At 64.5% G+C, this 16,569-nt stretch carries 13 protein-coding genes and 1 pseudogene; 13 read left to right on the top strand and 1 reads right to left on the bottom strand.

Features of this window, described 5'->3' with window-relative positions:
- Positions 1-4: 4 nt before the first annotated feature.
- From B597_RS40115 to tsaA, 13 genes and pseudogenes are all read left to right on the top strand, one after another.
- Entirely contained in the window at positions 5-1,315 is a 1,311-nt protein-coding gene (locus tag B597_RS40115) for a glycosyltransferase family 4 protein (RefSeq protein WP_003297018.1), read from the top strand.
- The gene (locus tag B597_RS40120) at positions 1,209-2,507 is read left to right on the top strand and encodes a hypothetical protein (protein WP_003297019.1); all 1,299 of its coding nucleotides are present in this window, start codon (positions 1,209-1,211) and stop codon (positions 2,505-2,507) included. The genes B597_RS40115 and B597_RS40120 overlap by 107 nt, the downstream gene beginning before the upstream one ends.
- Positions 2,508-2,530: 23 nt before the next feature.
- Positions 2,531-3,853, top strand: coding sequence for a hypothetical protein (locus B597_RS40125; protein ID WP_003297021.1), 1,323 nt, complete (start codon positions 2,531-2,533; stop codon positions 3,851-3,853).
- 157 nt (positions 3,854-4,010) lie between these two features.
- Positions 4,011-5,117 (top strand): glycosyltransferase family 4 protein, encoded by a 1,107-nt coding sequence (locus tag B597_RS40130; RefSeq protein WP_003297022.1) that lies wholly within the window; start codon positions 4,011-4,013, stop codon positions 5,115-5,117.
- 106 nt (positions 5,118-5,223) lie between these two features.
- Positions 5,224-6,261 carry a hypothetical protein gene (locus B597_RS40135; protein WP_003297023.1) on the top strand — a complete coding sequence of 346 codons (1,038 nt, stop codon included), beginning with the start codon at positions 5,224-5,226 and terminating at the stop codon, positions 6,259-6,261.
- 64 nt (positions 6,262-6,325) lie between these two features.
- Positions 6,326-7,531, top strand: a complete 1,206-nt coding sequence (locus B597_RS40140; protein ID WP_003297024.1) for a glycosyltransferase family 4 protein — start codon at positions 6,326-6,328, stop codon at positions 7,529-7,531.
- Between the two features lie 33 nt (positions 7,532-7,564).
- Positions 7,565-7,906 (top strand): hypothetical protein, encoded by a 342-nt coding sequence (locus tag B597_RS40145; RefSeq protein ID WP_024162368.1) that lies wholly within the window; start codon positions 7,565-7,567, stop codon positions 7,904-7,906.
- Positions 7,907-7,945: 39 nt separating this feature from the next.
- Complete coding sequence (locus tag B597_RS40150; RefSeq protein WP_003297026.1) at positions 7,946-8,155, top strand: hypothetical protein; 210 nt, start codon at positions 7,946-7,948, stop codon at positions 8,153-8,155.
- Between the two features lie 10 nt (positions 8,156-8,165).
- A complete protein-coding gene (locus tag B597_RS40155) occupies positions 8,166-9,233 on the top strand; it encodes a glycosyltransferase (RefSeq protein WP_024162369.1) in 1,068 nt (355 codons plus the stop codon).
- Between the two features lie 19 nt (positions 9,234-9,252).
- Positions 9,253-10,323 carry an acyltransferase family protein gene (locus tag B597_RS40160; protein ID WP_003297027.1) on the top strand — a complete coding sequence of 357 codons (1,071 nt, stop codon included), beginning with the start codon at positions 9,253-9,255 and terminating at the stop codon, positions 10,321-10,323.
- 96 nt (positions 10,324-10,419) lie between these two features.
- Positions 10,420-11,742 (top strand): 30S ribosomal protein S12 methylthiotransferase RimO, encoded by a 1,323-nt coding sequence (gene rimO, locus B597_RS40165; protein WP_003297029.1) that lies wholly within the window; start codon positions 10,420-10,422, stop codon positions 11,740-11,742.
- 247 nt (positions 11,743-11,989) lie between these two features.
- Positions 11,990-13,198: pseudogene (gene trpB, locus B597_RS40170) on the top strand (tryptophan synthase subunit beta).
- Between the two features lie 82 nt (positions 13,199-13,280).
- Complete coding sequence (gene tsaA / locus B597_RS40175; protein WP_003297034.1) at positions 13,281-13,988, top strand: tRNA (N6-threonylcarbamoyladenosine(37)-N6)-methyltransferase TrmO; 708 nt, start codon at positions 13,281-13,283, stop codon at positions 13,986-13,988.
- A gap of 18 nt (positions 13,989-14,006) precedes the next feature.
- Here the strand turns inward: tsaA and B597_RS40180 are convergent, their stop codons facing one another.
- Positions 14,007-16,535, bottom strand: coding sequence for a penicillin acylase family protein (locus tag B597_RS40180; RefSeq protein WP_003297036.1), 2,529 nt, complete (start codon positions 16,533-16,535; stop codon positions 14,007-14,009).
- Positions 16,536-16,569 lie beyond the last annotated feature (34 nt).

The following is a 16,569-nucleotide window of genomic DNA, read 5'->3' on the forward strand; positions in this document are numbered from 1 at the left end:
AACGATGAAGATCCTATTCCTCAATGCGTTCTACGCGCCGCATGTCGGCGGCGGCGCGGAAGTCATTCTGCGCCACCTGGCCGAAGGGTTGCGGCGGCGTGGATGTGAGGTGGCCGTATTGGCCACCGGTCCGGATGCCGGCCTGCAGCTGCAGATCCAGGACGATGTACGCGTCTACCGCGCCGGGCTGATCAACAGCTACTGGCATTACACGCAGCAGCGCCCCAGCCGCCATGCCCGGCTCGGCTGGCACTACCGCGACCGTTACAACAGCGCGATGCGCCGCTACGTACGCGAAGTAATCGGTCGCGAGCAGCCCGACATCGTCGTCAGCAACAACCTCACCGGCTGGTCGATCTCGGCCTGGGACGAAATAAGCGCCGCAGGACTGCCCATCGTGCAGGTACTGCACGACCTGTATCTGCTCTGCCCGAAGGACACCATGTTCAACCACGGCAAGAGCTGCCAGCGCCAGTGCGGCCTGTGCTCGGTGTTCCGTCTCGGCCATGCAGCCGCCTCGGCACAGGTGGCAACCGTCATCGGCGTCAGTCGCTTCGTGCTCGAGCGCATCACCGCGCAGGGCTATTTCAGCCGCGCCCGCCAGCATGTGGTGCACAACTGCACGCCGGCCAACCCCGGACAGGGCCGCAAGCCGAAGCAGCGCAGCAATGTCCCTCTGCGCTTCGGCTACATCGGCACGCTCTCGGAGAACAAGGGTGTCGGCTGGCTGATCCAGCAGTTCCAGCGCCTGGAGATCGATGCCCGCCTGGATATCGCCGGGCGCGGCAAGCTGGATGACGAGGCCCGGCTGAAAGCCATGGCCGACCCGGCCAAAGTCAGCTTCCTCGGCTACTGCGACACCGACGCGTTCATGCAGAGCATCGATGTACTGGTAGTGCCCTCGCTATGGGCCGAGCCATTCGGCCTGGTGGCCGTCGAAGGCTGCGCCAACAACCTGCCGGTCATTGCCAGCAACATGGGCGGGCTGCCGGAGATCATCCGCGACGAGCAAAACGGCCTGCTCTGCTCGCCCGACGATCCGGATTCGCTCGGCATCGCCATGCTCTGGCTCTACATCGACGCCGACCTGCGCCAGCGGCTGGCCAGCCAGGCCCGCGCCAGCGTGCTGCCGCTGCTGGATATGGAACGCATGCTGGACCGCTACCAGTCCATCCTGCACGAGACGCTTCAGGGAACGAGAATCCACCATGAACCAGAGCCTGCTGATCACTCCGCGGCCGCGCGACTCGAATCCGCTGGCCTTCGACAAGCCGACATTGTTGACACTCGTCGTCGCCTCGCTGCTGCTGACTGAAACCTTCTCCGGTGCCTTGCGCTATTACTTCGACATGGCCGGGATCACCTGGCTGCTTTACCTGCCCAAGGTCGCCTGCCTGGCAGCCCTGGGCCTGGAACTGCTGCGCTACCGTGGCTGGCCCCTGTTCTGGCTGGTGCTGCTCGGGCTGATCACCTCGGGCCAACTGGCGCTGCTGCATGGAGCGGAGCTGCATAACATCGGCTTCAGCCTGTTCATCTACATTCCGCTGCTGTTCGGGCTGATCTGTGGTCGCCATCTGGAACTGCGCCTGGGACTGCTGCGGCGAATCGTCGGCTTCTGCCTGATCGCCAGCTTCGTCGGTATCGCCCTCGACATGCTCACCAGCGTGCCGTGGAAGGGCTACAGCTATATGGTCGGCGAGGTGGAATTGAGCGCCAACCGGTCCTGGGCTTTCGACGACATCGACCGCATCGGCGGTTTCGCCAGGATGTCCACGGCGCTTTCGGTGATGATCGCGATCTACAGCCTGTTCGTCGCAGCCTTCACCAGCTCCCGTGTACTCAGGCTGATGCTCTACATGGCCGCACTGCTCGGCATCGTGCTGACCACCAACAAGTCAACGGCGGCAGCTTACGTGCTGACCCTGCTGATGCTGATTGTCACCGCCTACCGCTTCGCCAGCGCAACGGCTTTCCTCATCGCGGTGCTGATGGGGCTGGCGTTGCCGATGGCCAGCCTGGTGCTGAGCCTGGACCCCAACGCCGCCAACAACGGGACCCTGCTGGCGTCCTTCGCCGACCGGCTGATCAACAGCTGGCCGAATTTCATCGAGGTGATAGCGCGAGAGAACTGGGGCTGGTGGGGAGCAGGCTTCGGCGTAGTGGGCAGCGCCAGCCAGGTCTATCCGCTGGCGGGCCTGGAGCTGCTGAGCATTGCCGACAACACCGCGCTTTACCTGTGGGGGATGCTCGGCGTGTCCGGTGTGCTGCTCTATCTGCTGAGTTTCCCGCTCATGCTGCGTCTGCACGAACGCGGGCCGAGGCTGCGCAACGCGCTGCTGCCGATCGTCTTCTGCATCTGCCTCGTCGCCTGGGCGACCGACGTGCTGGAAGTGCCCATCGCCAGCCTGTTCCTCGGTCTGGCCATCTCCCACGTACTGACACCGGCGCGAGCGCCGATCAACAACCTCGCCGCCCAGCGGCTTCCTGAACTGCAACGCCTGATCTGAGCCCGCCACTCACGGATGATCCTATGACGATGCGCACTTCCCTGCTCAACGGCCTATTGCTGGGCGGCCTGCTTGGCTACTCCCTGCAAGGCCCGGCGCAAACTACGGAGGAACCCTTTGTCGTCGGCGTTTGCGCCCATGAGCTGCACAAGGGCGATCCCAGCGGCCGCGCCTACGCGATGATGCGCGACGCCGGGATCACGTCGGTTCGCACCGATGCCCACTGGGCCTATGTCGAGCGCCAACCAGGCAAGCTGAAGATCGAGCCCTCCTGGCACCACTACCTGAAGCAGACCGCCGCGCATGGCCTCTCCACCCAGTTCATCCTCGGCTACGGCAACGTGCATTACGGTGGCGGCGAAAAGCCGAGAAGCGAGCCGGTCAGGGCAGCGTTCAACCGCTATGTCGACTTCGTCGCCGAAGCCCTCGAGGGCCAGGTGGCGTACTACGAAGTCTGGAACGAATGGGACGTGGAAGACCCGCGCGATCCGCAGTTCACCCTGGATTACACCCGGCTGATCGCCGACGCGGCAGGGATCGTTCGCCAACGCGAGCCCGATGCGAAGGTGCTCGCCGGTGCCGTGACCAGCCAGGGAATCGAATCGGGCTTTGCCCTGCGCCTGCTGGAAAACGGTCTGATGCAATCGGTGGACGGCCTGTCCCTGCACCCCTACGTGCATTGCCGGGGCTGGCGCCGCAACACTCCGGAAGCCTGGATCGAGTGGATGACCGAAGTCGACAAGGACCTGACCCGCGCCGCGGGTCGCCCGGTACCGCTCTACCTCACCGAGATGGCCTGGCCATCGCACCAGGGTGCATGCGGCATCGACGAAACCCTGCAGGCCGCCTACCTGGCCCGCGCCTTTTTCCTCGCCCGTACGCTGCCCAGTATCAAGGGCATGTGGTGGTACGACTTCCGCAACGATGGCACCGACAAGACCGAACGCGAGCACAACTTCGGCCTGGTGCGTCAGGACTTCACGCCCAAGCCTGCCTATGCCGTGCTGGCGGCGATCAGCGAGATCGTCAGCCAGTACGCGTACCAGGGCCGCCTGGAGGATACCGATGACGACGTGGTGATACTGCGCTTCGCTCGCGGTGAAGATGAATTGCTGGTGGCCTGGAGCAGCGGCAAGCCCCGCTCCGTCGAGCTGCGCGGCAACGAAAACGACGAAGGCATCACCGGGCGCGTGGCGATGATCGATACCGCGCAGCCGCAGCATGGCCGGATGGCCACACGTACCGCGTGGAAATGCCCGCCCAAGGACACCGCCTGCAGCGCCACGGTGAGGCTCGACGGGTTTCCGAAAATCATCAGCATGCGAGCCGTTCCCGCCGAACAGTGAACAAATGCACCAGCCGGTGCGAAGCATCGAGGCGGCACGCCGAATGCCTGCCCATACCGCCGAATGCAGGTGTCACCGGCCCTGCGCCTGCCCCTCATCGGCTGGCAGAGCACACCTCTTCAGTTGAAAAAGCACCAACCCGCAAGGAGAGTCCTGAATGATCGTCATCAACGCACGTTTCCTGACCCAGGAAACCCGCGGCGTCCAGCGTTTCGCCGAGCAGGTATGCCTGGAGCTCGGAGCGACGCGCAACGACCTGACGTTCGTCGCCCCAAGCGACATACGCATGCACGCCAGCGCCGAGCGCCTGCAGGTGCGTTGCATCGGCCGCAACCACGGCCAGCTATGGGAGCAGTTGGACCTGCCGCTGTGGCTGGCGCGCAACGGGCATCCGCCGCTGGTGTCGCTGTGCAACACCGCACCACTGATCTACAGCAACCAGATCGCGGCGCACCATGACATCACCTATGTTCGCCACCCGGAAAGCTATTCGCGGGCCTTTCGCGGCTTCTACAAGGGGCTGACGCCACTGCTGCTCAGGCGCATCAAGGCACTGATTACGGTCAGCGACTTTTCGCGCAAGGAAATCGCCCGTTACTACGGTTATCCGAGCGAGAGGATCTGCGTGGTACCGAACGCCGTGGCGACCACCTTTCGCCCGCGCGCCCGGGGCGAATCCGGGAACGGAGGCAAGCCCTATCTGCTGGCGGTTTCCTCGCCGAATGCGCACAAGAACTTCGCCCGGATGGTCGCGGCCTTTCTCAGCCTCGAAGGGTTCGACGACGTCGAACTGCACATCGTCGGCGATTCGCACTCGGTCTTCTCCGGCGCCCAGAACAGCACCGACAGCGACCACCGGGTGCGCCTGCTCGGCCGGATAGACGATGAACAACTGGTACGCGAATACCAGGGCGCCATGGCCTTCGTGTTCCCGTCGCTGTACGAAGGCTTCGGCATTCCGCCGCTGGAAGCCCAGGCCTGCGGCTGCCCGGTGATCGCTGCCCGGGCGGCATCGATCCCCGAGGTACTGGGCGAAAGCGTGCTCTATTTCGAGCCACTGAGCGTCGAGGATATGGCCCGTTGCATGCGTCACGTACTGCAGGATGCGCGCCTGCGCGATGACCTGCGCACCCTGGGCCTGGGCAATGTCGAGCGCTATTCCTGGAAGCGCTCGGCACACATCGTGTCGCAGCTCATCGACCAGGCCCTGATGGGCAAGAGCGGCCCGCCGCCGGTGATCGCCTGGTCATCCGATCGCCGCTAGGGGCTGCCGACGTTTCATTCACGGCCGCGCCGAAACATAGACCCCCGGTGCCACCGGCCTTCGCCGGCAATGCATCTTCCTTTCAATCCATCAAGCGAGGCAGACCATGGAACGGCTGGCACATGTCGACGCGCTACGTGGCAGCGCGGCAGTACTTTTGCTCGTCCAGACCCTGCTGGTGCCGCTGGCCGGCGACGGCCCGCCAACCGACTACGGCCTCGATCTCTGGCTGCTGGCGATACTCTGGTTCCTGCTCGGCTGCGGCTTCGTGGTGCCGGCCAGCCTGCATGCCAGCACGGACGGCGGGCGCGGTTTCATCGTTCGACGCCTGCTGCGCCTGGTGCCAACCTATTTGCTGGCCGCCGTGCTGACGCTGATGCTGCTGCCAGACGCGCCGGCGTGGCTGCCGGGTGTGCAGGCACCCACCGCGGCAATCCCGTTCGAAGTGGCCGGTGCGTATGGCGCGATGCCGCCGATCCTGATGTTCTACGGCCTTTGCCTATTGCTGCACCAGCTCGGCCTGTTGCAGAGCGTCAGCCTCCGGACCGGCTGTGCCCTGCTACTGCTGGCCGGGGCACTGCTGCTGGCAATGGCCCGGCAACTGCTGAACGAAGCATTGCCGGTCACGCTGCCGCTGGTGTTGTCGCTGATGTTCTTCGCCTCGCTGTGGCACGAGGCACAGCATGAGCAGAGCAGCTATGCGCGGCGCCGGGCACGGGAGTACGCACGCTATACGCTGCGCGCGTATGGGCTGGTGTTGCCGGTCATCTTCATCGTCGGCTGGTCGCGCGGCGAAGCGTCCTGGCTACGCGACCTGCTCACCTATGCCGTGGCGCTCGCCGCCTTCGTGCTGCTCACCGGCCGCCTGCCATTGCGCACGCCGTTGCTGCTCTGGCTGGGCAATCTCGGCTATGGCCTCTATCTGCTGCTGCCGGCGATGCGACAGCTGGCAAACATGCTGATGCAGAGTATCGCCCTCAGCGCTGCAGCCGCCGATCTGACTGGCGCGGCACTTGGCCTGGTACTGGCGCTGGGCGCCGCCATGCTCTGCCGGTTGCTGCTCGAACAACCACTGGCGCACGCCGGCAAGCGCCTGACCGGGCAATGCGGCCTGTTGCCGCTGGCACGCCTGCACTCCCGCTGAATACACCGCCTGCGCCTGCAAGGCGTCCTCCGTCGCTCCTCTTTTCGATCAAGGAAGTCATTTCATGAAAGTTGCCATCGTTCACGACTGGTTGGTGACGTACGCCGGTGCCGAGCGCGTGCTCGCCGGGCTCTGCGCCGTCTGGCCGGACGCCGATCTGTTCGCCGTCATCGATTTCCTTTCCGATGAAGACCGCGCCCACCTCGGCGGCAAGCGCGCCATCACGACCTTCATCCAGCAATTGCCCAAGGCACGCACGCACTATCAGAAGTACCTTCCGCTCATGCCACTGGCCATCGAACAACTGGACATGTCCTCCTATGACCTGATCATTTCCAGCAGCCATGCCGTGGCCAAGGGCGTTCTGACCGGTCCCAACCAGCTGCATATCAGCTACGTACATTCGCCCATCCGCTACGCCTGGGACCTGCAGCACCAATACCTGCACGAAGCCAGCCTGGAGCGCGGCATCAAGGCCAAACTGGCGCGCATGCTGCTGCATTACATGCGCTTGTGGGACCAGCGCACGGCCAGCGGCGTCGACGAGTTCATCGCCAACTCGTTCTTCATCGGGCGACGTATCAACAAGAGCTACCGGCGCCAGTCCACGGTGATCTACCCGCCGGTCGATACACGCCAGTTCACCCTGCACGAGCCCAAGGAAGACTTCTATCTGACAGCCTCGCGCATGGTGCCGTACAAAAAGATTCCGCTGATCATCGAGGCGTTCTCGGCAATGCCGGACAAGCGCCTGATCGTGATCGGCACCGGTCCTGAGATGGACAGGGCGCGCGAAGCAGCCGGCCCCAATGTCAGCCTGCTCGGCTACCAAAGCTTCGCCGTGCTGCTGCAGCACATGCAGCGCGCCAGAGCCTTCGTGTTCGCCGCCGAGGAAGACTTCGGCATCGCGCCGATCGAGGCCCAGGCGTGCGGCACGCCAGTGGTCGCCTACGGTCGCGGTGGCGTACTGGAAACCGTACGCGGGCTCGATCAACCTGATCCGACGGGCGTGTTCTATCCGCAACAGACCACCGACTCGATCATCGCCGCCATCGCCGAATTCGAAACCCACCGCTCCCGCATCAGCGCCGCGAATTGCCGGCGCAACGCCGAACGCTTTTCCAGCGAGCGCTTCGAGCAACAAATCAGTGCCTTCGTCGAAGCGCGGCTCAGGGAAGCGAGGCTCTGCGATGGCCAGGACTTCGCGCCCGCGCAGGTCCCCAGCACGCCGATCTACCCGGCCACAGTGGTTCCGATCAAGCAAGCCTGAGACACACCCATAACATTTTACGAGGTTTCAAGGATGAACACAGTAAAGCAATGGTTGAGGGCCACCTGCGCCCTCGGCTTCGCCCTTGTACTGACGAGCGAATCGAGCAGCGCTGCGGTGCTGGCCGAAGCGCTACCTGCCGAGTCGACACAGCCGCAGTCGTCGAGCCCTCACGCCGCCGGGTGCGATCCGTCCAGCGCACCCAGCATGATCGCCTACAGCTCATCACCGACCGATGGCACAGCGCCCTGCAGCAAGGCCGCCAGCGACCACCGCATCAGCCTGCTGCCGGGCGCACAGGGTCGTCGTTTCGCCGAACCAGCCTCGGACTCGCCCCCATACCGGCCAGCCAGCAACAGGCGCTATTCATTCTGATACAGGGGCCCGCAGCGCCCGTTCCTTCAGGAGCTACACATGAGCACAGAAACAACATCCAGAACGCCACTGGTTCTGGCGGACGGCTATTCCTACACGGAACTCATACCCGTCCGGGACGCCAGCGGCGCGCCAGACGAGGGCGGTTTCATCCGAATATTTCACGCGCTGTTCAGTCCCGACGAGGAACAGGCCATACCCGAGCCATGTGCCTGCGACACTTCTCTGACCGCTTCCGAACAAGGCTGAGGATGACGCCATGACGAGTCCAGCACGGATCGAATCCCGCAGCCCGGATGTGATGCCAGCCGAGCTGTTCCTTGACTCCCCCATGAAGCAGACCACCATCGTGACGGTGACCTACGGAAACCGCATGGTCTACCTGCGCCGCCTGATCGAGCAGGCCTTCTGCTTCGAGCAGATCACTCGTGTACTGGTGATCAGCAATGCCTCCAGTGCGCCGCTCGAGCAACTGTCCAGTCGCTGGCCCGGTCAGGTGCGGATCATCCACCTTGAGCACAACACCGGTTCGGCCAACGGTTACGCGGTCGGGCTGGACGCGGCAATCGGCGAAGGCGCGCAGTACATCTGGATGATGGACGACGACAATGCTCCAACCGCCGCCGCGGTGCGGCTGCTGCACGAGGAGCTGGCCCAGCTCGGTCACGAGGTCGGTCTGGATCGCGCCGCCGTGCTGGGCTTCCGCGCCAGTCAGCAGGAAGATATCGCGCGTGGCGTACCGAGCCGCTTCGCCATCCAGCCGCGCTCCAGCTACTTCGGCTTTCACGTGGCGCACCTGCCATACAAGGTCTGGCGTCGTCTGCCATGGGGGCGGCCGAAAGGCACTCCTCCGCGCACGCTCGACCTGCCGTTCGCACCGTACGGCGGCATGCTTGCCCACCGCAGCCTGTATCAGTCCATCGGCGTGCCCTTGCGTGAACTGGTGCTCTACGCCGATGACACCGAATACACCCGGCGCATCACCTCGAACGGTGGCCGACTGCGCCTGGTAACCAATGCACTGATAGACGAACTGGAGCTGTCCTGGAACATCAAGGCCCATACCCGCAACATCTACGAAACTTTCCTGCTGGGTGATTCGGACTTCCGCGCGTACTACACCGCACGCAATCAGGCGTGGTTCGACACCTACGTCTGGGCGGCCACGCCCTGGCTGTACCGGTTGAACCGGCGGATCTTCCTCGGGCTGCTACGGCATATCGCCAAGCGGCGGGGTGCGCCGCAACGGCTGCAGCTGATCGAGCAGGCCATCCGCGACGGCGAAAGCCGCACGCTGGGAATGAGCCCGGCTTTTCCGCTGCGCTAACTGCTCCAAGGAGGTTTCAATGCACGCGCCATCGACCGCGCCACGGGACAACAACTTCGATTTCCTGCGCTTTTTCGCGGCCGCGCTGGTGGTGTTCGGCCATAGCTACGGGCTGTCCGGCCAGGCGGAGCGGGAGCCCCTGCGCCTGTTCAGCGGCAGCTACGATTCGGCAGATATTGCCGTGCACGTGTTCTTCGTAATGAGCGGCTTCCTGATCGCGGCCTCCTGGCTGAACAGCCGCAGCGTGCTGGACTTCGCCGCCAAGCGGGCCTTGCGCATCTTCCCCGCGCTCATCGTCTCGGTGCTATTGGTGGTGCTGCTGGTCGGTCCCCTGGCGACCACACTGCCGCTGGGCGACTACTTCGCCGCGCCGGGCATCCTCGCCTACCTGGCCAACGCCGCGCTGATCACCGAATTCCATCTGCCAGGCGTCTTCGTCTCCAATCCGTTTGCCCATACCGTCAACGGTTCCTTGTGGACACTGCCTTACGAAGTGCTGATGTATGCCACGGTGCTGACGCTGGGCCTGCTCAAGGTGCTCGGCCGCAGCACGGCGTTGATCGGCCTCGTCCTGCTGATGGGCATACATTTTCAGTTGATGCCGCTGCTTGAAATACCGAGCGATCTGCTGCGCAAGATCTCGCGGCTGGGGATGTTCTTCTATGCAGGAATGGCCCTGTACCTGTACCGGCAGAGCGTGCACTGGAACTGGATGCTGGCTGCTCTGCTGGTCGGCGCCAATCTGCTCAGTGCCCGGAGCGACTACTGGGAACTGGTGCACGTACTGACCCTGCCCTACCTGACGCTGTACCTCGCACAACTGCCGATCCCTCGGCTGGCGCGATTCGGCAGGGCCGGTGATTTCTCCTACGGCCTGTATATCTACAGCTTCCCGATCCAGCAGCTGATCATGCACTGGACCGACGGCCAGCTGCCGCTGGTTCCATTCATGCTGCTGGGCTTCATCGCCAGCCTGGCTGCCGCCGTGCTGTCCTGGCATCTGGTCGAGTCGCCCGCGCTGGCGCTCAAGCGGTACCTGCCGCGAAGCCGCCCACCGGGAGCCTCGGCCGCGGCCATGGCGAACCGCTGAGCGGATGTACTGTGGCACAGTCGGCATGGCTAAAAAATGCTCAGCTCTGTATACTCGCGCGCCTTTTTAATGCGCGGTTTTCGAGGTTCAAAGTCGATGAGCAAAACGCCAACAGTCGGGTTCGTCAGCCTGGGTTGCCCCAAGGCAACGGTCGACTCTGAACGCATCCTTACCCAGCTGCGCATGGAGGGCTACCAGATCGTGCCGTCCTATGAGGATGCCGATGTGGTGGTGGTCAACACCTGCGGCTTCATCGACAGCGCCAAGGCCGAGTCGCTGGACGCCATCGGTGAGGCGATCGCCGAGAACGGCAAGGTGATCGTCACCGGCTGCATGGGCGTGGACGAGAACAACATCCGCGGCGTGCACCCCAGCGTGCTGGCGGTCACCGGCCCACAGCAGTACGAGCAGGTGGTCAACGCAGTGCATGAAGTGGTGCCGCCGAACATCGAGCACGACCCCTTCGTCGACCTGGTGCCACCGCAGGGCATCAAGCTCACCCCGCGCCACTACGCGTACCTGAAGATTTCCGAAGGCTGCAACCACAGCTGCAGCTTCTGCATCATTCCGTCCATGCGCGGCAAGCTGGTCAGTCGTCCGGTCGGCGATGTGCTCAGCGAAGCCGAGCGCCTGGTCAAGGCCGGCGTCAAGGAAGTCCTGGTGATCAGCCAGGACACCAGCGCCTATGGCGTCGACCTCAAGTACAAGCTGGATTTCTGGAACGGCCAGCCGGTCAAGACGCGCATGCTCGAGCTGTGCGAGGAGCTGGGCAGGATGGGCGTCTGGGTGCGCCTGCACTACGTCTACCCCTACCCCAACGTCGACGACGTGATCCCGCTGATGGCCGCCGGCAAGATCCTGCCGTACCTGGACATCCCCTTCCAGCACGCCAGCCCGAAGGTGCTCAAGGCCATGAAGCGCCCGGCCTTCGAAGACAAGACCCTCGCGCGCATCAGGAAGTGGCGCGAGATCTGCCCCGAGCTGACCATTCGCTCGACCTTCATCGTCGGCTTCCCCGGCGAGACCGAAGAGGACTTCCAGTACCTGCTCGACTGGCTGACCGAAGCCCAGCTCGACCGCGTCGGCTGCTTCCAGTACTCACCGGTGGACGGCGCACCGGCCGAGGTGATGGGCCTGGAGCCGGTGCCTGACGAGATCAAGCAGGATCGCTGGGACCGCTTCATGGCGCACCAGCAGGCCATCAGCGCCGCGCGATTGCAGCTTAAGGTCGGTCGCGAGATGGAAGTGCTCATCGACGAAGTGGACGAAGACGGCGCCATCGGCCGCTCCTGGGCCGATGCCCCGGAGATCGACGGCATGGTTTACATCGACAGCGAACAGCCGCTGCAGCCGGGCGACAAGGTCCGCGTGCGCGTCACCCACGCCGACGAGTACGACCTCTGGGCCGAAGTGATCTGAGCCCTGTCGCAACACGAAGACGCCCCGCACCCGCGGGGCGTTCTCGTTTCAGCGCCATGAGGTTCTTCAGCCGACGTTTGCGGCACCGTAGTCGCTGGCCATGCAGTGCGGCAACGATGTGACTGCGGATGCGATCGGCGCCCCATCTGCGACCGAATTTCCGGCGCGTTTCCCGCGCCGAGTGCGCTGGTTATGATCACATCTGCGCGCAGCCGCGCCAGCCCACCTATTCGCAGAGATGAAAGCCATGTCCTCCGACCCTCGCTTCAGCGCCATGCCCGACGTCAACGGATACTTCGGCCCCTATGGCGGCCAGCTGGTGCCGCCGCACCTCAAGCAGGCCATGGACGAGATCAATCTCGCCTACGAGGAAATCCGCCAGCGCGAAGACTTCCGGCAGGAGCTGGCGTCGCTGTTCGCCGACTATGTGGGGCGGCCAAGCCCGATCTTCCATGCGCGGCGTCTGTCCGAGCAGCTCGGCGGTGCGCAGATTCATCTGAAGCGCGAAGACCTGAACCACACCGGCGCGCACAAGATCAATCACTGCCTGGGCGAGGCGTTGCTGGCCAAGTTCATGGGCAAGAAGAAGGTGATCGCCGAAACCGGTGCCGGGCAGCACGGTGTCGCCCTGGCTACCGCCTGCGCGCTGGTGGGTATTCCCTGCGAGATTCACATGGGCCAGGTGGACATCGAGAAGGAGCATCCCAACGTCACCAAGATGAAGATCCTCGGCTGCAAGCTGGTAGCGGTCACCCGCGGCGCCGCAACGCTCAAGGAAGCGGTGGATAGCGCCTTCGAGGAATACCTGGAGGACCCGCACAACTACATCTACGCGATCGGCTCGGTGGTCGGCCCGCATCCGTTCCCGAAAATGGTCCGCGATTTCCAGTCGATCATCGGTAACGAGGCCCGTGAGCAATTTCTCTCCAAGCACGGTCGCCTGCCCGATCATGTGGTCGCCTGCGTCGGCGGCGGCTCCAATGCCATGGGCATGTTCACCGCCTTTCTGGAGGATGCCGCGGTCGAGCTCGTCGGTATCGAGCCGGCGGGCGAAAGCCTGGACAAGCCAGGCCGCCACTCGGCCACGCTGTCCAAGGGCAAACCCGGCGAGTTGCACGGCATGGCCTGCTATGTGCTGGAGGATGCCGAGGGCAACCCGTCCGCGGTGCACTCCATCGCCTCCGGCCTGGATTACCCCGGTGTCGGTCCGCAGCACAGTTATCTCAAGGACATCGGCCGGGTGAACTACCAGACTGCGACCGACCAGGAATGCCTCGACGCCTTCATGACCCTGTCGCGCGTGGAAGGCATCATCCCGGCGCTGGAAAGCGCGCATGCCGTGGCCTGAGCGATCCGCACGGCGCCGATGCTGGGCAAGGACAGGCATATCCTCGTCAACCTTTCCGGCCGCGGCGACAAGGACGCCGACTACGTGGCCAACCTGCTCGGCCTGTAACTCCTGTAGCGCCGACCCTGCGCACAACGCGCAGCCGTGGCGGTAAAATGCGCAGCCGCACGACAACCACCAGGCCCGCTCCATGGATCACAGCGTCTCACCCGTAGGTTTCGTCCGCTCCTGCTTCAAGGAAAAGTTCGCCATCCCGCGCCAGCCCAGCCTGGCACCTGCCGCGCGGGGCGTGCTCGAGCTGCTGCCGCCGTTCGACAACGGCGAGGCCGTGGCCGGGCTCGAGCAGGTCAGCCACGTATGGCTGCTGTTCCTCTTCCATCAGACGCTGGAGAACGCTCCACGGCTCAAGGTGCGGCCGCCACGCCTGGGCGGCAATCGGATGGTCGGCGTGTTCGCCACCCGCGCGACGCACAGGCCGAACGGCATCGGCCAGTCGGTGGTCAGGCTGGACCGGGTCGAGCCTGGTCGGCTGTTCATCTCCGGCATCGATCTGCTGGACGGCACGCCGGTGCTGGACATCAAACCCTATGTGCCCTACGCCGATGCGCTGCCGGATGCGCGCAACACCATGGCCGCCGACGCGCCGCGGCCGATCGAGGTGCAGTGGTCGGAAGCCGGGTTGCTGCAGGCCCGCCGCGAGGCGCAGCGTCTCGGCCAGCCGCTGCTGGAACTCATTGAACAGTGCCTGGCGCAGGACCCGCGCCCGGCCTACCAGAAACCCGAGCCGGAACGGCGCTACGGCGTCCAGTTCTGGGATGTGGACGTGCGCTGGCACTACCCGACAGCGGGTGTGATCCGCGTGCTCGAAGTAGCCCCGGCGGCGCCGCATCCGGCGTGAAGCCGGCGCGGCGCACCTTCACTTACCGGCTGGCGTCAGCAGCAGACGCTTGTCGCCATAGATCTTGGCGAGATTCTCCGCCTTGAACGGGAAGCTCATGTACTGCGCCTGCATCCAGGCGTCGATGCCATCTGCGTAGTGTGGGCTGGCAGGATTGCCAGACTGGCCCGAACTGTTGAGGCCGATCATGGGCTCGTCACGATTGAAGTCGACGACGAGGCGCATCGCCGGGATCAACCAGGTATCGAAGTCCGCCCCCATACTGTAGGCCGAAGCGTTCAACGTGCTGTGATCGCCGCCCAGGGCGTAGGGGCCGCGATCGAGGTAGCCGCCCAGGGCGTTGATCTTGCTTCGCTGGCCTGCCGGCATGTGCGGCGCCAGTTGCGTCGCGCCAGAGGTCCAGCTGGCGGTGTGCAGCCTGCCCCACTGCCAAGCACTGCGCTCGCTGCCCAGGCGGCTTTCCAGCAGTTCCACGGCAGCCGCGAGGCTGCGCGCCAGGATTGCCGGCTTGTCTTCGATCTGCGCGGTGCGCTGGTCGTTCCAGAACGGGCTGTCTTCGCGGCCGAGCAGATGGTCGGCCTGGGCCGAGTAGGAGGTATTGGCGGCCTGTACCAGGGCACGCCAGGCCGGAGCGTCCTGCGGACCTAACTCGTCGAGGAAGATTTGCCGCGCGCTTTCATGCAGGAAGGCGCCATACAGCGCGGCATCGGCCGAATCCGCAGCCAGCTTGCCGTCGAACGCCAGCAGTCGATCCAGCGCCTCTCGCGCCTTGCCGCGCCCCTCAGCCGGCAAGGCATCGATCGCCTGACGCAGCGGGCCGGCCATGCCCGGCGCTTCGAGCATCGCCCTCAGCTTGGCGGCGAACGGTGTCACCTGGTCATATTGCATGGCGATGGTGCTGCGCGTGTCGTGCTGGCCCCGTCCGGCCAGTTCAGACAGGCGCTCGTAGCGCTCAGGGCCATACCAGGAACTGGACAGCTGCATCCCGTAGCCACGCGGCACGCTGCGCTGGTTGGCGGTGCCGAGCCAGCCCTGCACAGGGTCCTGGTCATAGGGGTGCAGCATCGGGTCGGCGAAGCCATCCCAGTCATAACGGTTATCCCAGCCGGGCGATGGCACCAGGCCCAGCCCTTCGCGGCGATTGGGGAAGCGACCGGTGACCTGCCAGCCGATGCTCTGTCGGTCGGCGAACACCAGGTTCAGCGCGGTCGCGCGAATTTCGCGGGTCGCCTCGAAAGCCTGGTCCACCGACTGCGCGCGGGACAGATCGAAGAACGCGTCCAGCGTACGATCGGCCTCCCGCTGCGTGGTCTTGAGCGCAAGGCCGTAACCGCTGCTCAACTGCAATGGCTGCAAGGGCACCTTGCGCTCGCCCAGCGCGGTATTCAGCAACGGGCCGTTGCGGGTTTCGTAGATGGTTTCGCGGATCGGCCGCTCGCCTTTGACGAAATAGGTTTCGTGCCGCTCGCGGGCCGGCAGCCATTTGCCGTCGGCCAGGTACATCAGCCGTGTGCCTTCACGGCGCACCTGCTCGAGATAGAGATCCTGGTTGTCGCCCATGACCATGGTCATGCCCCAGCCGAGCTTGCCATTGAAGCCCGCCACCACCGCGGGCACCCCGGCGATGGTGACGCCGGCAGCCTGGAATTTCGGCGCGCGTATCTGCACGAAATTCCAGAACGAGGGCATCGACAGCGGCAGATGCGTATCGTTGGCCAGAATCGGCTTGCCGTTGCGACTGTTGCTGCCGGCGATGGCCCAGTTGTTCGAGGCAGCCATGCCGGTCGGCCCCAACGCCGCCAGTTGCCGTGCGGCCTGTTCGAGCGCGACCAACCCAGGCAGCGAGCCAGCCAGCGCCAGCCCCTTGAGCTTGTCGGCCTCATCGAACGGCAGCGCCTCGTCCGGGTAGATCGGCAGCAGCCAGGCCAGCTTGTCGCTGCCTATCTTCTGCGCCAACAGCAACGCCGCGACCTCTTCCTGCAGGTTCTGCGACAACCCGAAGTTGAGCAGGCAGAACACCAGCACCGAGTCTTCGGGCTTCCAGTAATCGGGCCTGTAGCCGGACTCGGCAAGATCCATCGGCAACCTGTCGCGATGGCGATACAGGTAGGCGTTCACGCCACGGGCGTATACCTCGAAGAATTTCTTCATGCGCGGCGACGACTCGCGGTAGAGCAGTTCAGCACTCTGCCGCAGGTTGACGGCACGCATGAAGCGGTCGGTCTCCAGTACGCCGGGGCCAACCATTTCGGCCAGTCGACCCTGGGCCATCAGACGCAGGCTGACCATCTGGCTCAGGCGATCGGTTGCGTGCACATAACCCATCGCGAACAGCGCATCGTGAAACGTCGACGTTTCGATCAGCGGCATGCCCAGCGAGTTGCGCCGGATGCTCGCACTGCCGGCCAGCCCGGTCAGCGGCTGGATGCCCTGCTCAGGTGGCAGGCTGGCGCTGTAGCGATTGTCGAGATAGGCCTGACAGCCGCCCAGGCCGAGCGTGACCCCCAGCGTCAGACGAACCAGGACGAACGGCAGACGCAGAGACATCGGAGACTCCTGTGCGAGCTTGGCAGGAAACAGT

The organism is Stutzerimonas stutzeri KOS6, assembly GCF_000307775.2.
Taxonomy (GTDB): Bacteria; Pseudomonadota; Gammaproteobacteria; order Pseudomonadales; family Pseudomonadaceae; genus Stutzerimonas; species Stutzerimonas stutzeri_B.

What these genes read in the sequence shown, in the direction of transcription:
- B597_RS40150 (WP_003297026.1), top strand. Translation starts at nt 7,946, where the DNA reads ATGAGCACAGAAACAACATCCAGAACGCCACTGGTTCTGGCGGACGGC.
- B597_RS40155 (WP_024162369.1), top strand. Translation starts at nt 8,166, where the DNA reads ATGACGAGTCCAGCACGGATCGAATCCCGCAGCCCGGATGTGATGCCA.
- B597_RS40180 (WP_003297036.1), bottom strand. Translation starts at nt 16,535, where the DNA reads ATGTCTCTGCGTCTGCCGTTCGTCCTGGTTCGTCTGACGCTGGGGGTC.
- B597_RS40115 (WP_003297018.1), top strand. Translation starts at nt 5, where the DNA reads ATGAAGATCCTATTCCTCAATGCGTTCTACGCGCCGCATGTCGGCGGC.
- B597_RS40120 (WP_003297019.1), top strand. Translation starts at nt 1,209, where the DNA reads ATGAACCAGAGCCTGCTGATCACTCCGCGGCCGCGCGACTCGAATCCG.
- tsaA (WP_003297034.1), top strand. Translation starts at nt 13,281, where the DNA reads ATGGATCACAGCGTCTCACCCGTAGGTTTCGTCCGCTCCTGCTTCAAG.
- B597_RS40140 (WP_003297024.1), top strand. Translation starts at nt 6,326, where the DNA reads ATGAAAGTTGCCATCGTTCACGACTGGTTGGTGACGTACGCCGGTGCC.
- B597_RS40135 (WP_003297023.1), top strand. Translation starts at nt 5,224, where the DNA reads ATGGAACGGCTGGCACATGTCGACGCGCTACGTGGCAGCGCGGCAGTA.
- B597_RS40145 (WP_024162368.1), top strand. Translation starts at nt 7,565, where the DNA reads ATGAACACAGTAAAGCAATGGTTGAGGGCCACCTGCGCCCTCGGCTTC.
- B597_RS40130 (WP_003297022.1), top strand. Translation starts at nt 4,011, where the DNA reads ATGATCGTCATCAACGCACGTTTCCTGACCCAGGAAACCCGCGGCGTC.
- rimO (WP_003297029.1), top strand. Translation starts at nt 10,420, where the DNA reads ATGAGCAAAACGCCAACAGTCGGGTTCGTCAGCCTGGGTTGCCCCAAG.
- B597_RS40160 (WP_003297027.1), top strand. Translation starts at nt 9,253, where the DNA reads ATGCACGCGCCATCGACCGCGCCACGGGACAACAACTTCGATTTCCTG.
- B597_RS40125 (WP_003297021.1), top strand. Translation starts at nt 2,531, where the DNA reads ATGACGATGCGCACTTCCCTGCTCAACGGCCTATTGCTGGGCGGCCTG.